This is a genomic window from Flexivirga sp. YIM B11880 (genome assembly GCF_058148645.1).
This window is the reverse complement of the sequence record NZ_JBMAMH010000025.1, coordinates 1-19,254: the sequence shown is the minus strand read 5'-3', so window position 1 is coordinate 19,254 and position 19,254 is coordinate 1. Positions and strand designations below refer to the sequence as shown.

Here is a 19,254-nt window from a genome sequence, read left to right as displayed (position 1 = left end):
TAGCGTCGGACACGTCGAGGTCTTTCGGATGGATGGCGTAGGAACCTCCATCGTCGGGAGACCTCGACATCTACCTGCGGACCGACGCGCCCGGCCGACCTACACCCTCATCTGGGAAGAGCCTCGTTGGAGTCCTCCGGTCTGGACTACGGCCCGATCAGCGTGCACGACAAGATGAAGTCGATGGGTTTGCAGGCACCCTCGATCCCGGCCTTGGCGCGGATTTTCCGGGAACGGGGAGTGGCTCGGCGTGAGCCGAAGAAGCGGCCGCGGTCCGCGTGGCGGCGGTTCGTGTACCCGAATCCGAACGCGTGCTGGCAGCTGGACGCGACCGAGTACGTTCTGACGCGTGGCCGTAAGTGCGTGATCTTCCAGTTGATTGATGACCATTCCCGGTACGCGGTCGCGTCCTTGGCAGCGTCCGGGGAGACTTCCGCCGCAGCGATCGAGGTCGTGTCCAAAGGCATCGCCGCGCACGGGGTGCCGCAACGGCTGCTGAGTGATAACGGGATGGCGCTGAACCCGTCCCGGCTGGGGTACATCGGGCGACTGGTGGAGCACGTCAAGGCCCTGGGCGTCGACCCGATCACCGGTAAGCCGTACAAGCCCAGCACGCAGGGCAAGAACGAACGCTGGCATCAAACCTTGTTCCAGTGGCTGAACAAGCGGCCACTGGCCGAGGACTTGGACCAATTACAAGAACTGGTCGATGAATTCGACCACATCTACAACACGCAACGACCTCACCAGGGGCTGCCGGGCAGGATCACCCCGCAACAAGCGTGGGACGCCACGCCCAAGGCCGAGGCGCCGCGACCACAGCCACAGAACGAGCCGTCAACGACCAGGCGCCCGCGGCGACGCGCGCCTCGTACCGATATCGGCGAGCGCACCGTGCGGGTCTACACCGACGGCAAAACCCGCGTCGAGGGTGTGCGCTACCAGCTGGGGACCGCCCACGCCGGCACCGAAGTCCACGCCCTGTGGGACACCCAGACGATCTCGTTCTTCGACCAACACGGCACCGAGATCGCCAACCACCCCCGCCCAGACCCAGGCGTCACGTTCGTCGGTAATGGCAACCCCCGCGGCTTCCTGGCCAACCAGCGCACCCCACCGTCACCGATGTCCTGACACACCAACTGTCACCGATGTCCTGAGGTAGAAACGTCACCGATGTTCTGAGACATCACACTGGACCGGTACGCGACATTCGTCGGCCCGGATTCCGTATCCGTCACCACACAAGTCGATGAGATTGCCCGGGATGTCCATATCCCCAATTGCGTACACCTCACCTGTTCGATACGTGCGCTCGAGCGCCATCGACGCATCCCCTTCGTATCGCAGCCGGTCGATCCGGACCAGACGCGTGGTGTCCGGCAGCCCCATGGACCTGGCCGCGTCGACGTCGATCTCCACGAGTTCAATACCAAGTACCTCATCGTGGTGGCATGCCCGCCCTGGAAGGGGGAACGGTACGACGCTGAAATTAGGTCTCCGTTCGGTGACAAATGAGCCGCGGCCTCGTGTGCGCCTCAGATAGCCTTTATTGGCCAAGGTGAGGAGTGCTTGCCACATCGTCGGGCGGCTAACCCCGGACTCCTTCGACAGCGCAAGTTCTGATTCCAAGCGGTGCCAGACAGGCCAGTCGCCGGAGCGAATTTTCTGGAGGAAATCTGCTGTAGTTGATGATGCAACGGCTCCGCAGAGAACTCGTCAAATTGTCTTCGACCCACCGTTCAGCCCCGTCCTCGCCCGGCCGCCTGGCACACCTCCATCAGGTGGATTCACAGCGCGCATCAGAACATAATGACAGGACAATCTTACACGTGCCTGAGGCTGCCGCCCCGTGCTTCGCAGCCGAAGACCTCCCCTCGGTAGGTCTGCCGAATGACCGAGCAGGACGCCGAAGCGGCATTCGGCCAAATGTGAGATACCACAGTGACGTCGGAACGTGTGCCAATCAGCCCATGGCCGACGGGTATGCGTTCGACAACCGGGCTGGATCGGGTAGACACGCAAAACTTGTTTGTCTTCCAGTGATGGTCAACCAGGACGCAGCCTGGGCCCGAGTAGCGCGCGTAGAACCATGTGTTGGTCGATGAGCTCGCGTGCTTTGCCTGCGCAATTCGTGGATGCCGGAACAATTCCCACGATGTCGTTGTCGTCCGCCGCGCTGTCCTCCGACAGCGTGTCGAGGATGACTCGCGAGCCACCAGCACGTCCGCGTCGCTCGGTGTGACAGCCGCCTGGACGGCTGCCACGAATGGCGGTTCAAACTCCATCAGTTCTCCATGGGCTTGGTGCGTGCACCGCCGACGGGGCCACGGACATGGCTCGATTCCGGCTCGGTCAGCGCACGGTTTTCGACTTCGTGTTCGTCTTGCAGATTGTTTCAGCGATCCTTTTCGCGCAGGGCGGGAAGACTGTCCGTCCAGTCGTCGGTGATCTTCTGAATGGCCGCGAGCCGACCCGGAAACCCATTGTGCTGCGCCATGTCGCGAGTCCGGCCGAAGCGGAATTCCCACTGCCCGGTGACCGAGAAGAGGCACGCGGCCACGACGTCGAACGCGTCCACGGCGTAGAACCGGGAGGCGGCGTCGCCCTTGGACGCCCTGGTCTTCTGGACTTCGACCTTGAACTCACCGGAGGCGAAGGTCTTCGGGCTGGCGTTCTTGCACTCGACGCGCCACAGGGTGCCGTCGTCCAAGGTGACGTCGAAGTCGTGCATCGCATCCACGTCGAGTCGTCGCACCGACCTGATGCCTGGTGCGCCGGTCAGTTGTTGCTCGAGGTGGTACTCGGCGACCCCGCCGCGCACTGCGACGGAAAGCCGGTTGCGGCCATTGATGACGTTGAGGATCTGCTCGCTGCTCAGTGCGAACTGCTTTTCCAGGACGTGACGTTGCGGCGACTCCGGCGGCGTCTGCTCCCTCATCCCGACCGCGGCCACGTAGCGCAATGCCGGCTCCAGGCGCAGTGCCGTCGACCGGCGCTCCAGACGCGCGTAGTCGACGAGCCGGTCCGGCATGAAGGCGACCACGGTTTCCAGATTTGTCGGCGAGCGAGGTTCAGCCCGCTTGGGCCCGGGCCGATTGATCTTTTCCCAGACATACCAGCCGGTGTCTTTGGCGCGCGCGATGTCGTCCTTCTTGCAGTAGAAGGAGATGCCCATCGGTAGCGGGTCCCACAGCTGCGCGTCCAGGCCCAGGATCACCTCGTCGTCGAGGTCGATGCCGAGAATCATCGTCACGTCCACGCCCGCGATGTCGCGGCCGATGGGATGTTCGCGCAGCCAGCTCTTCTCCGAGCCGTACCGCAGCTGGCCGCGGACCTCGTCGTCGGGACGATTCTGCGTCGCCCTCGAGTTGACGCGGAACGGGTAGACAAGCATTCCGATCCGCTCATCAGAAGCGAGTTGCACGCCGAGGTAGACCGGCGCGCGCTGTGGGCTACTGGCGTACAGCACCTGCCCGTCGGACGCCTTGACGGCCTCGTGCAAGAAGTCGTGCAGGTCCCGACGGCGCGCAACTCGGTAAATCTCACCGACGGATCGACCGGCGAGCAACTCGTCAACCACGCGCACCCCTTCGGTTTCGACACGCCGCGCCTGGATGGAATGTGCGCATGTCGGTCGTCAACTGCAGACTAGGGGCCGACAATACTGGTCGGAAACGGACGGCCCGGACGCGGACGTCAGAAGACGAAACGAGGTACCACGTGGGCGAGCAGCTCCCGGTTGTGAGCTTGTTTTCCGGCGCTGGTGGGCTCGACCTGGCGGTCGAGCGCGCCGACGCCGACCCGCTCGACGCTGGTGACACCGGGACCGGTTTGCTTCGTGTGTCGATCGCGACCGACTACAACGAGCCGGCGCTGCGCACGCTCCGGAAGAACATGCCGGCCACAGCCACGCTGAGCGGCGACATCCGACAGGTGCCGACGGAGCAGATCCTGGCGCAGGCGGGGTTGCGCACGCGCGAGCCCGTCCTCGTGGTCGGCGGCCCGCCATGCACTCCATTCTCGAAGTCCGGGTTCTGGCTGGAGCAGAAGCGGGAGAGCCGTGACCCCAACGCCTCTTTGCTCGATGAGTATGTGCGGGTCGTTCGAGACGCTCGACCCGAGGCGTTCGTCCTGGAAAACGTGCAGGGCCTGACCTACAAGACCCACAAGACGCAGTTCGAGCGGCTGCTCAAGGGCCTCGGGGAACTGGGCTACAACCCGCAGTGGAAGGTTCTGCTGGCGGCGGACTACGGCGTCCCGCAGCTGCGCCGCCGGGTGTTCGTGGTCGGCCGCCGCGACGGGGAGAGGTTCGAATTTCCCGAGCCGACGCACTCGGGATGGAGTGAGCACACCCGCACCTTCGACACCAGCAAACTGCCGCACGTGACGTGCTCCCAAGCATTTGCGGGCTTGCCGCGCCTCGCGCAAGCCGCCGAGGATGAGATCGTTGACGGCAACTACGGAGAACTCGCGGCGGAAGTCCCACCGGGTCAGAACTATCTGTGGCACACCGACCGTTACGGCGGGCGCAACCACTTCACCTGGCGCAGTCGCTATTGGACGTTCCTATTGCGGTTGGATCCGGACCGGCCATCGACGACGTTGCAGGCACAGCCTGGGCCATGGGTCGGTCCGTTCCACTGGGAAAATGTCCGGACGGCCTCCGGTCAGGAGCGGGCCCGTCGCCTGCGGGTCAACGAGATGCTGCGGCTGATGTCGTTTCCCGACGACTTCCAGGTCGACGGCGGTCGTGCGGATGCGCAGCGGCAACTCGGTAACGCGGTGCCACTGGAGCTCGGCAAAGCCGTCGTGCGGGCATTGTTGACGCAACTCGGATATCTGAGGGTTGTCGGCTTCGAAGACGACCGGTATGCAGGCTGATCGATAGGGCCGTGCCTGCTGAGCCGTTTCTGATTCCATGTCACACCTGGTGGCTAGCCTGGTCACTGTGAACCGTCTGAAGCCCCTGGTGAACCTGCAGGAGGCGGCCGTGGACCGCGACCTGCAACGCTGGGCCGACAGTCAGGGATATCGCCTCACCCTCAAGACCCGGCTGCGTGACGTCGTGGACGACGACCCTTCCTGGACACGCCGGGAGCGGGACTTCGCGTTCATGGCTCACCTCGACTTCGTGGCCTTCGACGCCGAGACGCTCCAGCCAGTGCTAGCCGTCGAGTACGACGGCAAACAGCACCTGACCGACACCCGCCAGCGCGAGCGGGATGCGCTCAAGGACCGCCTGTGCGCGGGTGCCGGACTCACGCTGCTGCGGATCGACAGCCAGTTCGCGCGAAAAGAGGGCCGCTGGCGCGTCCTCGGATACATCCTCCAGATGCATGAATACGGCAAGGCTTTCGCAGCCGCGCAGCAGGACGGACTCATCCCAGCCGACGAACCATTCGTCCACAACTCGATCATCGACACCAGCGACCCGGAGCATCCGTCCTTCACCGGTCTCGACACCGCTGCCATCGAACGATTGCACACCTTTGCCGCGTCCGGCCGCATGCACTGGTCCGGCCATTGGTGGCGGGACACCGACGGCACGACCGAGGCCAAGTGCGTGCTGAGCCTGCGCAACGGGCAGTACCTCACGTCCTCCTGCACACTTCGGTCGTTCGCGATCGAGGGGATCTCGTCCCTCGCCGTCGCCGAAGAACTGGCGATGGCAGAACTCGGTTGGCTGATCCACCGATACGAAGCGGATGAACCGGTGGCGTTGAACAAGACCCAGGGCGAACAGTTGCTGGCAGGGCTGGAAGCTGACAACGAGTGGCACTGCAGTGGCGGTATGAACCTGCCTGGGTAGTAAGGACGCAACCGTTGGCTGGGCAAAGCGCGAGGGGCGACTCAGCTTTCAGACACTCCGCGACGTGTCCCAGCGCACTTGGCCGGAAGATCCGACACAACTGGCGACCCGTGGTCGTTTGCGACCATGACCTGCCGCCGACTCACCTTCAGGGAACACCGTCACCCAAGTCGACCTGCCGCCGCCATATTCCGGGGAGCAGCTCGTGCCGCATGATCGCCATGAGCCGCGGCTCGCCGGCCGCGACATTGCTCAAGGCTTCATCAAAGACGAGTGCGATATCGGGGACTTCGAGAAGCGTGAGCACCTCCTCCAGCCGGTCGTCATCGACGTCAACAACTCGCCGTAGGTCCGTGATCAGTGCTTTCACGATCTCGAGCGCGTCCTCGGTGCCGGGACTCGAGTATGCGAACAGCGTCTCGTCAAACAAGTCCCAGTCCGGCACCGGCTCGTCGGACAGTCTCTTCGAGTCATCGCGTCGCACGCTGGCCAGCCCGAGCACCTCGGTACGCAGGTGCATCGCGTGCCCGGTATCCGTGACCGCCTGTTGTACGAACTCGGCACCGCCGCGCGACATCGCCGGCCCGCCGAGCGCCTCGCGCAGCCCGTCAGCGATGAGCCGCCTGACCGCCTCGGATCCGGTGGCGGCTGAGACAAGCATCCGTGCCTCTTGCTGGCCGAGCCCGCCCGAAACATCCCCAAGGGCCTTCATCGCGTGGCTGACCAGCGGATACAGGTACTTCGGCTCCGACACCATGCCGTCGTCGATCACCTCCAGCGCGACGTACGGACTCACCGGGAATACCGACCCGAGCCTTTCCGGTGCGTCGTCGTCGAGGGTGAGAATGAGGTCCGTGGCTTCCTGCTTCTGGTGCGGCTGGGGTTCGGAGAAGTACCGGCCGATCGCGAACAGTAGCGTGTTGCGCCAGTGTGGTGAGGCAGCGATGCGGCGCAGCCGGGGAATCGTTTGCTCGAGTGTGCCGGTGGTCAGTTCGTACGCTGCCATGAGTTCCTGCAGTGACCGCACGTCGAAGCCGTAGCCGCCGTCGGGACGCAGGGTCAGCAGCACGAGTCGGTGCATGGCTGCGGTGAGGATGTGCTCCAGCAGCGCCTTGTCGTTGTTCGACGGCTCATACCCCGCGTCGTCGAGCACCCGCCAGGCCACATCGCGTAATTCGTCCAGGGTCAGTACTGCGTCGGTGCCTTCGGCGGTCTCGGCCAGTTGCTGCAGGAGCAGTCCCACGCGCAGGTGAAGGTCCAGAACCTGCGGCGCGTGGTCGCGCAGCAGCTTGCCGTAGGCGAACTTCTTCTTCTGCTCGCGCTGCTCGATGGTTTTGAAATAGCCCCAGAACAGTGCGAAGCGGCTCGGCGAGAACTGACCGGACGACTCCGCGATGATCGACATGATGAGGGTCTGCAGCGGGGTGCGCAGCAGACGCTTGAGCCCGTCGTCGAGCGCTGCCTGCTCAAGCAGTGCAATGATCCCGGCGCGGCGTTCCTCGTCATCAGGCACCCGCACCCGGGTCACCAACCGCCCATAACGCAGAGCGTCGTCGACGGCGAGGTCGGACAGGTCGATGCGCTCGAACACCTCGGTCGGCACCTCGTCCTGATATCCGGTCGGTCGGGTCGTCACGACGACAAGGGCGTCACAGCTGTCCGATTCCAGGTCGGCCGCGAACGCCTCGATGTGCGCGATCAGCGCCTGCCGAACAGCAGGCTCGGTGACCTCGTCGAGGCCATCCAGCACGATGAACGAAGGCCAACGTTTCAGCCACGTCCACAGCTCCCACCGCGGGATGTCTTTGGAGTTCACCCTGCGGTTCAGGTCCTGCGCGATCCAGCGCAGCAGCGTGTAATCCTCGCTCGTGCCCTGCTCGAGGGCGAACTTGGCCAGATTGATGTTGATCGGCCATCTGCGGTGCGCTGGGACTCGCACACCCATCGCCCGCAGCGCCTCCTTTGTGCGGGTCACGGCCCTTTCGTGGTCGTCGCCGAGGTCGATGTCCTCCCCCACGAATACCGCCCGGTATGCGTGCGTCAGAAACTTGGCGACCGTCGACTTGCCGTTGCCCGGCGCACCGGTGATAACCAGGTGCCGCGGTTTGGCCCGCGTGGTCACGCTTGGCTTGAGGACTTGTTCACCGCGGTTCAGGACGTAGCCGATGACACGGTCGCTGGTGGCCGGATCGCCCACCAGCACCGGCAGGTCGATCGCGACCTCTTCGACGGGTACACCCTTGGTCTCGCCGCCGGCCTCGTCGAAGTAGACGCGGCGCTCGGACAACAGCGTCGTCCTCGCATGCTCGCGCAGCGCTGTTCCCAGCTGCTCCTGGCTCAGGCTGGTCGAGAGCGCCGACAGGTCCGCCAGCACGTCCCCGGCGGTCAGGAACCCGTCGAACGCGCGGCGCACCTCCTGGTGTGCGTCGAGCAGCCCGGTGATCTGGTTGCCGTCCCACAGACGCCACTTTTGGAGTCTGCTCATCCGGTCGCGTCGGGCGCGACGCCTTTTACGCGCTTCATCTTGCGACGATCGTGGGAGATCGTCCTCAGCGGCATCGTTGTTCAGTGCGGCAATGTAGTCGTCGATCTTGGCGTTGATGGTGTCGAACCCGCCCGTGCCGGAGACCGGCGTGAGACGGACGTTGGTCGCAAAGACGAGGTAGGCGGGCACGTCGCCACGTGTCGTGTCAGGCATGCTCCATGCGTCGAGCTCATCTTTGATCTGCTTCCAGAACCAGGAAGGATCTTTCTGGGTGCCCTCGAGTGTTTCCTTGTGCTTGACCTGGAAGACGGTCGTGCCCTCCCACACCTCAGAGTTCTCGTCGTCCTTGGATGACCACACAATCCGGCCTCGGTCGACGAGCAGGTCGCGGCCGCCGTCCTTGCCCCGGCCCATTGGCCGGACCTGCGGGCCGAATTGCGTGATGGCCAACGCAGCGACGACGTCTTGGAATCCCACTCCGCCGAGGCGCTGCAGGTCATAGCTGGCCATCGCACCTCCTTCCTCCCTGAATTGGCCATTTGGTCCCCGAAGCGGAACCTCGCATGAGATCCGGTAGTAGCCAGAGACGATCTCCCGATCACCGTATCGGCTGATGTCAGCGCCCGGATCGGTCCCACCGGCTCACGCGACGGTCGGTGCTTGGCATGCCCTGGTAAGAGCCATTACCAGGGAACCACGGGGCATCACCCTGTCGTTCAGCGTGCGAACGAGGACCGAGGCGACGCCGCCACCAGGTGTCCGCCCGCAATAATGCACCGCCGAGACAGGGCCAGCTTGGTTGGCTGATCAGTTACTGAATTTACGAGTCCTGGCTCCGCCGATGCGGAGGCGAGTCGCCGAAGTGTTGCCGTGCGAACGCGGCAAAGCCGTCGATGGTGAACTGCAGGTAGCCGCGGCCGGCTTCCTCGATCACGCCGGCGTTGAGCAGTGCTTGGCGTGTGCTGCTGATTGAGGTCGTTGCCTGGCCGAGTTCGTTGGCGATGGCGTTACGGTGCACCGGACCGTCGCCGAGCGCTGACATTACGCGGACGAATTGGCGCTCGGACGGTACCCGGATGCGGCTGAGCCGGGAGTCGTACAGCTCCTGCAGGTCCTCGCGTGTGTGCTGAATCGCCTCTCGCACGTCATCGCTGCTGATTCGGGCACCGGGGTCGGGTAGGGCGGCGGCCTCCCACGCGTAGGAGCCGAGCAGCTGCACGGCGTGCGGGTATCCCTTGGTGTAGTCGACGGCCAGTTGCACGGCGTCGTGCTCCCACTCGACGCCCAGCTCACGTGCCGGACCGGCCAAGGCGATCATCGCCGCGTCCGTGGACAGGTCACCCAGAGTTTTGAAGGCGAAGCGTTCGGACGGGCTCACGGCGTCGTTGATGACCTGCTTGCTGCTCGGCAACCCGGTCGCGAACACCGCGGCCGGCAGATCCGGGCGTTCTCGTTGGAAGTCCTGCCATCCGTAGCCGAGCAATTTCAGGCTGAGCGGGTCCGCGTCCTGGATCTCGTCGACGAACAGCACCAGGCCTTTCTTGCCGTGTTCGACGGCAACCGCGTGGGTCGCGACGAGCAGGTCCTCGAATTCACGCGTTCCCGCTGGCGGCCCGGCGCCGGCTACGTCGTCCGGCTTCCAGCTGGCCTTCACGGACGGCCACCCCGGGCACACCGAGCTGCAGGCCGACGTCGACGCCTTTCAGGCGTTCGCTGAGGTCTCGTCGGCCAGACCACCCACCGGTCGCCCGGTCGATCTCCCGAGCGATGGAGGTCGCCAGTCCGCCGGCTTCGCCGGCCGTCACCCAGATGGTGAGGATGTCTCGTCGTGTCGCCATCAGGCTCGCTTCGTGCAAGAGTGACGTCTTGCCGATCCCGCGTGGCCCTTGATCGACGCGAATGCGCCCGACGAGCCGCCGCAGGTCGCTGAGGTAAGCCAATCGCTCGTCGATCTGACCCAAGGGCACCGAGCGGCCAGGAACCCTGCGTGCGATCTCACCGGGGGTGTATGGACTGGGTTGCATCAGGTCCTCCCAGATACTTTCCGATAAACCTACGTTTTTATCTGGCTTTATCGGGTTGCGGGTGGCTGTCCTAGGGCGTGTGGCCACGCTGTGGACGCACCGGCTGCGCCCACGGCGTCGGTGCCTTGTACCGGATCGGGGCGGCCGGCGCCGTCGCCATGGTGACGGTCTGCCGGATGCCCGAGGCCGATGCCATCGTCCGGCGGCTGTCGTCGGTGACCGCCTCGGCCAGGTCCTCGAGCGCTGCTCTCACCGCCCGGGACAGTGGAACCTGCCGACCGTGGGCGATGTNACGGTCTGCCGGATGCCCGAGGCCGATGCCATCGTCCGGCGGCTGTCGTCGGTGACCGCCTCGGCCAGGTCCTCGAGCGCTGCTCTCACCGCCCGGGACAGTGGAACCTGCCGACCGTGGGCGATGTCGCCGGCGTCGACCCACGAGGCGATCGGCGCCCGCATACAGTTCGCGGCCGCGGCATCGAGGTACTCGTGTTGCCAGTCGGCGATGCCGCGGGCGGATCCGGTCATTCGTCTGTCGTTGAGTGCGTCTCGTGTCATGACCGCGGCCTCGACGGCCGCAGCGATCCCTTGATGCAAGGTGGCAACGGTGGCGTCGAGGTCGACGCGCGAGGCGATCGTCGAAGGCCTTGCCCACGCTGTCTTGTCGTATCCAACTTCGGTGATCGCCGCCCGCAGCTCTCCGGCCGCGCGTACGAGGGTAACGTCCGGGCGGTCTCGCCGGTCGGCTATCTGCTCGCATCGTCGTGCGACCAGGTTCCAGGAAGTGTGGGTCGATTCGAGTGCGGGTCTGAGCTGATGCCGGAAACTGTCGGTGTCCAACTGCTGGGTTCGGACGGCTGCGTCCATGATGTGTGCTGTCGCTGCGCTCAGGAATGCCTGTGTGCGTGCCACCAGGTGTAGGTGGGTGGCTGTGGGGGCGGCGGCGATCGAGCGGTGGGCCTGCACGTCCCATGTCGCCATCGCTTGGTACAGCCGGTCGGCGCCGACCGCGTGTCGGTGCTCGCCGCGCATGACCTTCGCGAAGCCGGTCCCGACGTGCGCGCCGGCGAGTTGCTCAAAGACCTCCAGCTGGGCGGCGGCGTCGCGTCCTCGAGCGACGGCCCGGTTGTTCAGGCTCGGTTTGCTTCCGAAGCGGTCCTCAGTGTCCTGGATGTGCTGATGCACAGCGACGCCCACGCCATGGGCGGCTACGTACAAGGTGTGCATGACGCGCATCTTGACCGCGTCGACGTCGGCGCGGACTGCCGGCGGCCAGGTGTCACGTGCACGGTCCCTACCGTCCACCAGTTCCGCTGCCCTCACGAAGTTTTCGGCGATTCCGCGGAGCCGTTGGTCGAGTTCGCCCGGGCCTGGCCAGTTGCGCGCCAGTTGGTGGCGGTGCATACCGCGTGCCATCGTCTCGAGCTGCTGCATCGTGGCGCCGTCCGCTGGGCTGGAGGACAGCTGCGGCAGCCCGGCCCACAGCTCGCCTGCCGACTGCACCACTTCGCCCCATGTGCGCAGCAGGGCTGGTGTGTCGTCGCCGACAACGTCCAGTAGCAGGGTGCGTGCCTGAAAGTCTGCGTCGAGGAGCAGTTCGCCGACACTGCGTTCGTCCCCGGTCATTGGGTGAGCTCCCGACGCAGGTCGGTCAGGGCGACGATGAGTTCGGAGATTCCCGGCAGGGTTCCGTCGACGGGCAGGTCGAGTGCCAGGTCGTCGGCGGCGCAGACCAGCCGGCCGATGTCTCCCTGTGGCGGGACCGGTTCGACGGGGTCGACGTCGGCCGGGACGAACTCGGTCGCCTGCGCGGCGACGACGACGATGCCGAGCCCTAAGCCATGCCAGGGTGAGTCGGGGCCTTCACGGTCGGCGCGCTTCCACGCTTGCTGCGCCGCCTCCCGCAGCAAACGTGCAATCGCGGTGATCGTTTCGTCGGTGTCCACGTGCAGGACCTCGGGCGTTCGCATGTGGTGCTCCTCTTCGTCGGTAGTGCCCTCATCCAGCCAGATCCGCGGTGGTCTCCGCAGTCCCGTCGACGAGGTCTGTGGATAACTCCGGCGCGGTGTCTGTGAGGTGCGTGAGACTGGCTTCACCCTCAAGAGGCGCGATGAGGGCCGTTGGCGATCACTGATCGCCAACGTTGAAGGAAATGCACCACCCGAGGTGGAGGGAGAACACGATGAGCGATCGAGGAACACTCCTGCGGGTTGTGCCAGCGCTGACCGCGCTGGCGACCAGCACGGTCCTGGTCGTGATCGTCGGGGCGGTCCTGCCCGGTGTGATCGCGTTGCCGGTTTTCGTCGTCGGCGTCGTGGTCATGGCCGTGCTGCTATCGGGGCGAGCCGAGGCGACCGCTGCGCAGGTGCTGGCTGGGGCCCGGGAGCCGCTCGGCTACGAGGTCGCGTCGCTCAAGCCGGTGTTCGCGGTCCTGCGCGAGCACCATGTCGCCGGCGACGTCGACGTGCGGGTCAGCGATTCCGGTCGCGTCTATGCCACGCGTTTCGGCCGGCACACGTTGGTCGTCTCGGCCGGGCTGATGCGCGCCGTGCGGGCCGGCGGTGCCTTCGACGAGCGTGCTGCGGCGATCATCGCGCATGCGCTCGGTCTCGGAGTTCGCCGGTTCGAGGCCGCCGTGGCGTTCTGGACGCTGCCGTGGAAGACGATGCGGGCGGTCTGCCGCGCGGCCGTCGCGTTGTTGTCGGTCCAGCCGCTGCTGTCGCTGGCCTGGCGGCTGCGGTTCGTCACTGCCACGGCGGCCGCGGTTCAGGGCATTACCGAGGGGCATCCGGTCTTCGACCTGCTGACCGCGGGGATCGTCGTGGTCACCTACCTGGTGCCATGGTGCGAACGCCGCGAGCAGCTGCTCCTGCAACGCCAAGGCGACCGCTTCGTGATCGAGCACGGCTTCGGTACCTGTCTCGCCGAGGTCCTGCGGCCGAGCGCCCGTGCTCCCAAGGCCCTGCAGCGGGTGCACGCCCTGCAGGTCGGCGGCCAGCGGCGGGAGCTGACCCTGGCCCCAACCGGAGCTGCGAGCTGAAACAACAACAGGCCAACGACGGGAGGCTGGACAGCCCCTCGGGGATGCCCAGCTCTCCCGTTTCGCTGGTTGGAGTCCCCTCCCTACCGGGGCCGTCCGTAGTAGCCCTCCGTCGCGTCGTACGCCCACGGATGTTGCTCGGCCGCGGCCGCGCACTGTGCCGAGCGAGCTTCCTCCAGGTCGGCGTTGCGGCGGTCTCGCTCCTCCGCTCCCACCTCGAGGGCTTCGTCACGGCAGCGGCCGTCGGGGTAATCACTACACATCGATTTCTTCTCCTATCTCCTATGAGTGCGACAACAACTCGGTAATCGTTCAGCGCCTGGGCCCTGCCGGTTGTGTGCCAGCCGTGGTGGGCACGGCCATCTGCTGCCGGGCCTGTGCGCGTGCCAGCGGCTGCGCCGGGCCGACCTGGCCGTCCGGGCTGCGCCGTGCGGCTGCTTGGTCGACCACCCGGGCGGCCGTTGACACGTGCGGTATCGCCAAGCTGAGCTCGTCACGGGCTTTCACCAGCTGGCTGCTGACACTGCGGGGATCCGCGGCCGGGTTGTTGGCGGCGAACAGGTGTGTCGTTCCGGCCTCGAGGTGCGGGGTCGCCTTGCTCGCAGCGACCATCGCCTCCACGACACCGGCCAGAGTGCCCACGACCCAGTCGTGATTCTCGTCGGTCAAGTGCGGCGCCTTGGTCAACGCGATGACGCCGGCGTACCCGTGGTTGACGTGCTCGCTGCCGCGTTGCAGCGCGTCATACGCCTCCGCCGCGGCGTCGCGGTGAGCGGCAACCATGCCAGGCAGTGGGGTGCCCTCCAGTGCTCGACGCTGCGCCCCCGCGGTCGCCGATTGAATGTCGTAGTCGGCAATGCCGAGGAAGTGCTGCGCCTGCGCGAGCGACGCTTCGACCTGGTCGACCAGCTCTCGTGTATCCATGGTCATCACCCCCGTCAGAACGGGGGTGGTTGTGGACCGGAGCGACCAGGGGCCGACGGCGGCCGTGCGTCCGGTCGGCGGCCGGGGCGCCGACCGGAGATCGCCCCTTGCCTCCGCGAGGTCGCTCGGGACCTGCTGGGTTGCGTCCTGGAGTCCAGACTGACTCGTCGGCCCATTCCCCCAGTGCAACGCCTCCCTGGCCTGTTGCCCGCGGTGCTGATCGAACGCCGCCACTGCGGCGTCAACATCTTCTCGCGCCTCGTAGGCGACTTGCCCTCGCTGCAGCTGATGGGCTGCCGCCAACACGGTCTGACGCGCGGTTTCCGGATCGACCCGAAGCGTGTCGGCAACCTGCTGCGGGTTCGCGTCCAGCACCGTCCCACCCGCCAAGTGCAGGTCTGCGTGCACCTGGTGGTCGGCGTCGACCCTGACCAACACATCGCCGCGTCCCGTAGCAGCCGCGGTCACGACCACGTCCGAGTTCTCCAGGACACCGCCGTATGACGGTTCCATCACCACAAGGCGCCCGTCTGCGACCGCGTCCATCGCCTCCGGGTTGAACGTGACCGCCGCGACGTCCTGCGCGTCGATCTTCGCCTGTTCCGCGTCGGTAGCGTCGACGGACGCCCCCTGCCCGTCCATGGACGTGGAATACGGGTTTTGATGATCCGGTTCCGTCTCCGGAGCTACGGGGTCGACCGGTTTCTCCACCGGGCTCGGCGCACCAAGGTCGTGCTGTAGTTCGGCGACTCGCTCGGCCAGCCACTCCTTGTTGCCCGGTACGGCGAGCGGGTCGACGTATTCCTCGCGGAGCCCGTCTTCGTCGTTGACGATCTCGTGGCCAGGCTGGAGGCCTTCGTAGGTGGCGACCAGCCGTTCGAAGCCCGGATCGTTCGCGGCGGCCGAGACGTTCCCTCCGTGCAGGACAAGCAGCCTGGCCGCCGGCGGCTCGGGAACCGATGGGTCGAGCAGACTGCCCGAACCCCTCGCCGCAGCGAAGGCTCGATCGTCGACCGCGTCGTATTGGGCGATCACGTTCAGGGCGCGCCGCAGTCTCTCGTTGTCGGCGGTCTGGCCGGCACCCTCGACGCCCATCGTCAGCGCCTCCGTCGGGTCCATTCGCAACGTATCTCGGTACGACGGCGCTGCGTCAATGTTCTGCTCGGCCATGTTCGTCTCCCGTTGTTTGAGCCCGTTGGGTGGCAGTGCTGCGTCGAGTTCGGCTCGTGCCCACACCAGCGCCATCCCTGCCCGCTGGAGCAACGGAGCGAGATCCGCTGCCGGTATGCCGAGCCGGTCGGCGGCGCCGTGGAGGTCGGTTCGCACCGACCACGGTTCGTGCAGTCCGAGGTCGGGGTGCGTCTTACCGACAAGCTCGATCCAGTGGCGGCCGTCCTGCGCACACACGTTGATGAAGCCGTACGGCCCCTGAATGGTCATCTCATCGCGTTGACCGCGGGCTGGGCCGAAGGACACGTCACCGTCGCCGACGTGTACCCCGCGCGGCAGGCCGTCGAAGAGCGATGGCCCAGAGAGCTCCCCTGGCAGCGGCAGGTCCAACCGCTCGCCGCCGTGGAGTGAGTTCGCGACCAAAGCCGCGGCGGCGACGCGTGTGGGTTGAGTGATGGTCATCGCGCGATCCCGTGCTGTTGGTCAAGTGATGGCGTGGTGATGATGGCTTTGCGTTCCGCGTCCCGGCCGGCGGAGTCGCTCCGGCGGGTGATGCTGCGGGCTTCCATGAGATCCCAGTGCGCTGCGGATGGCATTGTCCCCCAGCGGCTTTCGATGCCGAACTCAATGCGGTCGCGCAGGACCGTTCGGTCGCTGACGCCGGTGTGCAAGCTGATCTCGTGGTCCGATGCCCCGGTCGACGCCATCGCTCGAACGACTTCTAACCGTTCGGCCTTTGTCAGGTTGGTGTCTGGTCGTTGACGCGCAATCGCCCGTTGCACCGCCACGATGTCGACGACGTTCGATTCGCCGGCGGGCACCTGGTGGTGCGGTCTTGCTGAGGGGTCGTCGATGTCGGCTTCGTCCCAGGCCAGTGGCGGGGCAAGGCCGCGGCTCTCGGCCCGCTGGCGGGTCAGCGGGGAGTCTCCCGGGGTCATGCTGAGCCTGTCGTAGGCGTCGCGGACTTGCCGCCATCGGCCGGCCGTGATCAGCTCCCCCGGGCTGTAGAGCAGCATGCTGGTGTCTCGCGCACCGGCGGCCGCGATGGCGGCGTGGTTGTGACCAAGGGCCAGGAGCGCCTCGACCCGCCGGACGGCCCCGACGCGAGGAACCATGCCCTCTGCCTGGGAGTAGATGTCGGCAAGTTTGAGCTGGTCGACACGCTCGGCCGTGGCTCGCTGCACGCGTGAGTTGCGGCCGGCAACGATGTTGCTGATCCCGGTGTCGCTGATCCCGGTCGCGCGGCTGAGGGTTCTCAACGGCACGCTGGCATCGATGAAGCCCTGCAGCTTTTCTCGGGTCGGTTCGGCGTCGACGTAGCGGTTGATGCCTCGTGCGCGGTCGCGCTGCCAACCGACCTCCCACTGTTTGTTGTATGTCATCGCTACCTCCGGACGGCCAGTTGCGGCTGGCCCTACTGACCGGAAGGAGCCCGAGGCATGTCCACGCTCACGAGGTGCGGCACGACTTACAGGACGCACTAGTAGTAACTTTGTTCGATGTCGCGAAGGAGGTCGGATTCCCATGGGGCAGTCACGTCGGGAACGAACCTGGCCGGAGCCGACAAGGACCCGGCACGCATGGGTCCGCGATGGCAGGCATCCTCATGACGTCCCCCGCCAGGTCCTGATCATCTGCTGGAGCCGGCGGGCTGGCCGCTACTGGGCGCTCATCGTCGACGTGGTCTCACTGCCTGAAGATGATGAACCGGCGGTAGTACATCGCTGGGTGCCGAAGGAACACCTCATGCCGGTGCCGGCGCAGCTGAACAGAAACTACGGTCTGTGCTGACGCGGGAGACCGTCCGATGCTCGCGCACTCGTAGCGACGGCGCGACGGTGTCGTCGCCGAAGACTTCGCCCCCAGCGGGCGAAGTTCTTGTTGGAGGTGACGATCAGGCTGGCGGCGTTCGTAGCGGGATGATACGAGTTGGAAGGACAGGTTGGCTGCTTCGCGTTCGAAGGGGATGTAGCCGACTTCGCCGATGACCAGGCGGGGTAGCGGACGAGCCGGCGGAGCTCGTCATGGAGTCAGCCCCGCGTGGTGTGCTTCGGCGAGCCGGTCGACTCACTGGGACGCGGTGGCGAACATGACCCGTGCCCGGCCTGGCAGGCCCGGATCGCCAGCCCGGTGGTCAGGTGCGTCTTGCCCGTTCCTGGCGGGCCGAGGAGCATGACGTTCTCCTGGGCGGCGACGAAGTCCAGGCTGCCCAGGTGTCCGATGGCCTCTCGCTTCAGTCCGCGGGGCGTGGTCGTAATCGAAGTCCTCCAAACTCTTGCGGCTAGGAAAACCGGGCGGCGCAGATCCGGCCCTCGCCGCCGTGGGATTCACGCGCCGACACCTCGCGTTGCAGGCAGGCTGCGAGAAACTCCTCGTGGGTCCAGGCTTCTTCACGAGCGCGTTCGGCGAGCCGCTCGACCGACTTCCGCAGGGCCGGCGCTTTCAGCGCCCTCGCCAGGTACTCCAGCTCGCTGGTGGCGTCGCGGCCCGTTTTCGGGGCGGTCCGTCGGTCGTGGGTGCAGCCATCAGCAGACCTCCTCATCCACCAGTTCGTCGACGAGGCTGAGGATCTGGTCGTAGACGCCGAGTGAGCGGACTTCGACCTCCTCGCCGGTGACCGCGTCCGCGACCGGCCGCAGCAGGTCGGCGCGTCCTTGGCGCAGGAGCTTGGCGGAGCCGGTGTGCTCGGAGTCGGTGATCGTCTGGTGCTGGGCTCAGACCCGCTGGTGGTCGGCGACGGAGCCTCAAGCACCCGTTCGGGGTGTCGATCTCCGGGCATCGCTCGAGCGCGCGAGTCTCTCTTTCTGACAGGGTGCGCACCACAACAGCTGGCTTGTGCGGCGTACGAGATTTTGCGATCAGGATGGATCCAGCGCGGATACAAATTAGTGTGACTTCGCGGATTTTCCGCGAGCAGGCGAGCCACCGCTTCCACTTCTTCTCGATCGACCTTCGCCTGCTGCACGTCGAGCCCCGCGAGTTCGAGTGCGCTCCATCTTGATCAGGCGCTGCGCAAATGTATCCGATGTGAGGGCTTCGCCTTCGCCTTCGCCGTCGACTGACGAAACCACGACCCGCTTTGCACCTCACCATCGGTTGGACCGTCGTAGCCCGGCGCCTGCACTAGGTCGTCCACGTGGTGAAACAGGCGTTCTATTTGGGGATAGTCAGCGCCGTCGACATAGACCGCGACCGAGATGTCTCCACCACCGGTCGGGGAGAACGCTTCGTCACGGTTAGGTTGATCCAACCTTCGGCCCCGCGGTCGGCTGGTTTGGATATACAAGCCATTGCCGTCGCTGAGAGCCATCCAGTATTCAAGGCTGTCAGGTGTGACGATGGGTTGCACGTCGTCGACGCTTAGCATCTGGCGCGGCGTGTGGTCGTCGACGGCGGCCGTGAATGCCTCTAGTTCGGCTTGCATCACCGTCAGGCAAGGCGCGATCGCATCGATGATCACCCCCCCCGGTGGGAACACGTCATTCACGCCATTCAGCCTGCTGGACAGTTCGCGAGCGAGCTTTTCGAAGCTGCCGAGTTCCACCCATTTGGTCGCCGTATCCCATGCGGCGGAGCATACCCAGCCCTTCACGCGGTGCAGCGGATTTGGTGAAAGTGCACCCACATGCGAACAACCAAGTCCCGCGACGGTTACCGATCTCCAGTGTGGCCCTTTGATGGCTCTTCCCAGATGAGGGTGTAGGTCGGCCGGGCGCGTCGGTCCGCAGGTAGATGTCGAGGTCTCCCGACGATGGAGGTTCCTACGCCATCCATCCGAAAGACCTCGACGTGTCCGACGCTA

At 65.8% G+C, this 19,254-nt stretch carries 16 protein-coding genes and 1 pseudogene; 4 read left to right on the top strand and 13 right to left on the bottom strand.

From position 1 onward, the window contains the following. Nucleotides 1-117 precede the first annotated feature (117 nt). Nucleotides 118-816 (top strand): annotated as a pseudogene (locus ACN8HC_RS19405) (integrase core domain-containing protein); the annotation flags it as partial. 354 nt (nt 817-1,170) lie between these two features. Here the strand turns inward: ACN8HC_RS19405 and ACN8HC_RS19400 are convergent. Together ACN8HC_RS19400 and ACN8HC_RS19395 are read right to left on the bottom strand one after the other, a co-directional pair. Next, nucleotides 1,171-1,665 (bottom strand): GntR family transcriptional regulator, encoded by a 495-nt coding sequence (locus tag ACN8HC_RS19400; protein ID WP_373284669.1) that lies wholly within the window; start codon nt 1,663-1,665, stop codon nt 1,171-1,173. A gap of 733 nt (nt 1,666-2,398) precedes the next feature. After that, the gene (locus ACN8HC_RS19395; protein ID WP_188839289.1) at nt 2,399-3,583 is read right to left on the bottom strand and encodes a hypothetical protein; all 1,185 of its coding nucleotides are present in this window, start codon (nt 3,581-3,583) and stop codon (nt 2,399-2,401) included. Between the two features lie 47 nt (nt 3,584-3,630). Here ACN8HC_RS19395 and ACN8HC_RS19390 point away from each other — a divergent pair, with 47 nt between their 5' ends. Together ACN8HC_RS19390 and ACN8HC_RS19385 are read left to right on the top strand one after the other, a co-directional pair. Continuing rightward, entirely contained in the window at nt 3,631-4,884 is a 1,254-nt protein-coding gene (locus ACN8HC_RS19390; protein WP_490076484.1) for a DNA cytosine methyltransferase, read from the top strand. 67 nt (nt 4,885-4,951) lie between these two features. After that, nucleotides 4,952-5,812, top strand: coding sequence for a DUF2726 domain-containing protein (locus ACN8HC_RS19385; protein WP_188839291.1), 861 nt, complete (start codon nt 4,952-4,954; stop codon nt 5,810-5,812). A gap of 148 nt (nt 5,813-5,960) precedes the next feature. Here ACN8HC_RS19385 and ACN8HC_RS19380 read toward each other — a convergent pair whose 3' ends face one another. From ACN8HC_RS19380 to ACN8HC_RS19360, 5 genes are all read right to left on the bottom strand, one after another. Next, nucleotides 5,961-8,807: an NACHT domain-containing protein gene (locus ACN8HC_RS19380; protein WP_188839292.1), complete on the bottom strand. Its 2,847-nt coding sequence runs from the start codon at nt 8,805-8,807 to the stop codon at nt 5,961-5,963. A 310-nt stretch (nt 8,808-9,117) separates the two neighbouring features. Next, nucleotides 9,118-9,951, bottom strand: coding sequence for an ATP-binding protein (locus tag ACN8HC_RS19375; protein WP_188839293.1), 834 nt, complete (start codon nt 9,949-9,951; stop codon nt 9,118-9,120). Further along, on the bottom strand, nt 9,890-10,321 hold the full coding sequence (locus ACN8HC_RS19370; RefSeq protein WP_188839294.1) for a hypothetical protein: 432 nt from the start codon (nt 10,319-10,321) through the stop codon (nt 9,890-9,892). Before ACN8HC_RS19370 ends, ACN8HC_RS19375 begins: the two co-directional genes overlap by 62 nt. A 70-nt stretch (nt 10,322-10,391) precedes the next feature. Then, nucleotides 10,392-10,574 (bottom strand): hypothetical protein, encoded by a 183-nt coding sequence (locus ACN8HC_RS19365; protein ID WP_490076483.1) that lies wholly within the window; start codon nt 10,572-10,574, stop codon nt 10,392-10,394. A 1,366-nt stretch (nt 10,575-11,940) separates the two neighbouring features. Next, nucleotides 11,941-12,288, bottom strand: a complete 348-nt coding sequence (locus tag ACN8HC_RS19360; RefSeq protein ID WP_188839296.1) for a hypothetical protein — start codon at nt 12,286-12,288, stop codon at nt 11,941-11,943. Nucleotides 12,289-12,500: 212 nt separating this feature from the next. On the opposite strand from ACN8HC_RS19360, the gene ACN8HC_RS19355 reads away from it, so the two are divergent. Next, nucleotides 12,501-13,358: a hypothetical protein gene (locus tag ACN8HC_RS19355; RefSeq protein ID WP_188839297.1), complete on the top strand. Its 858-nt coding sequence runs from the start codon at nt 12,501-12,503 to the stop codon at nt 13,356-13,358. Nucleotides 13,359-13,441: 83 nt separating this feature from the next. On the opposite strand, the gene ACN8HC_RS19350 is transcribed toward ACN8HC_RS19355, so the two are convergent. The 6 genes from ACN8HC_RS19350 to ACN8HC_RS19325 form a co-directional block, all read right to left on the bottom strand. Continuing rightward, a complete protein-coding gene (locus ACN8HC_RS19350; RefSeq protein ID WP_188839298.1) occupies nt 13,442-13,621 on the bottom strand; it encodes a hypothetical protein in 180 nt (59 codons plus the stop codon). 49 nt (nt 13,622-13,670) lie between these two features. Further along, nucleotides 13,671-15,914: a hypothetical protein gene (locus ACN8HC_RS19345; protein WP_188839299.1), complete on the bottom strand. Its 2,244-nt coding sequence runs from the start codon at nt 15,912-15,914 to the stop codon at nt 13,671-13,673. Then, nucleotides 15,911-16,834 carry a hypothetical protein gene (locus ACN8HC_RS19340; RefSeq protein WP_188839300.1) on the bottom strand — a complete coding sequence of 308 codons (924 nt, stop codon included), beginning with the start codon at nt 16,832-16,834 and terminating at the stop codon, nt 15,911-15,913. The genes ACN8HC_RS19345 and ACN8HC_RS19340 overlap by 4 nt, the downstream gene beginning before the upstream one ends. Before the next feature lie 648 nt (nt 16,835-17,482). Continuing rightward, nucleotides 17,483-17,656, bottom strand: coding sequence for an ATP-binding protein (locus tag ACN8HC_RS19335; protein ID WP_490076485.1), 174 nt, complete (start codon nt 17,654-17,656; stop codon nt 17,483-17,485). A gap of 77 nt (nt 17,657-17,733) precedes the next feature. After that, a complete protein-coding gene (locus ACN8HC_RS19330; protein WP_308421005.1) occupies nt 17,734-17,994 on the bottom strand; it encodes a P-loop NTPase family protein in 261 nt (86 codons plus the stop codon). A 459-nt stretch (nt 17,995-18,453) separates the two neighbouring features. Further along, complete coding sequence (locus tag ACN8HC_RS19325) at nt 18,454-19,044, bottom strand: hypothetical protein (protein WP_188839301.1); 591 nt, start codon at nt 19,042-19,044, stop codon at nt 18,454-18,456. Nucleotides 19,045-19,254: the final 210 nt, after the last annotated feature.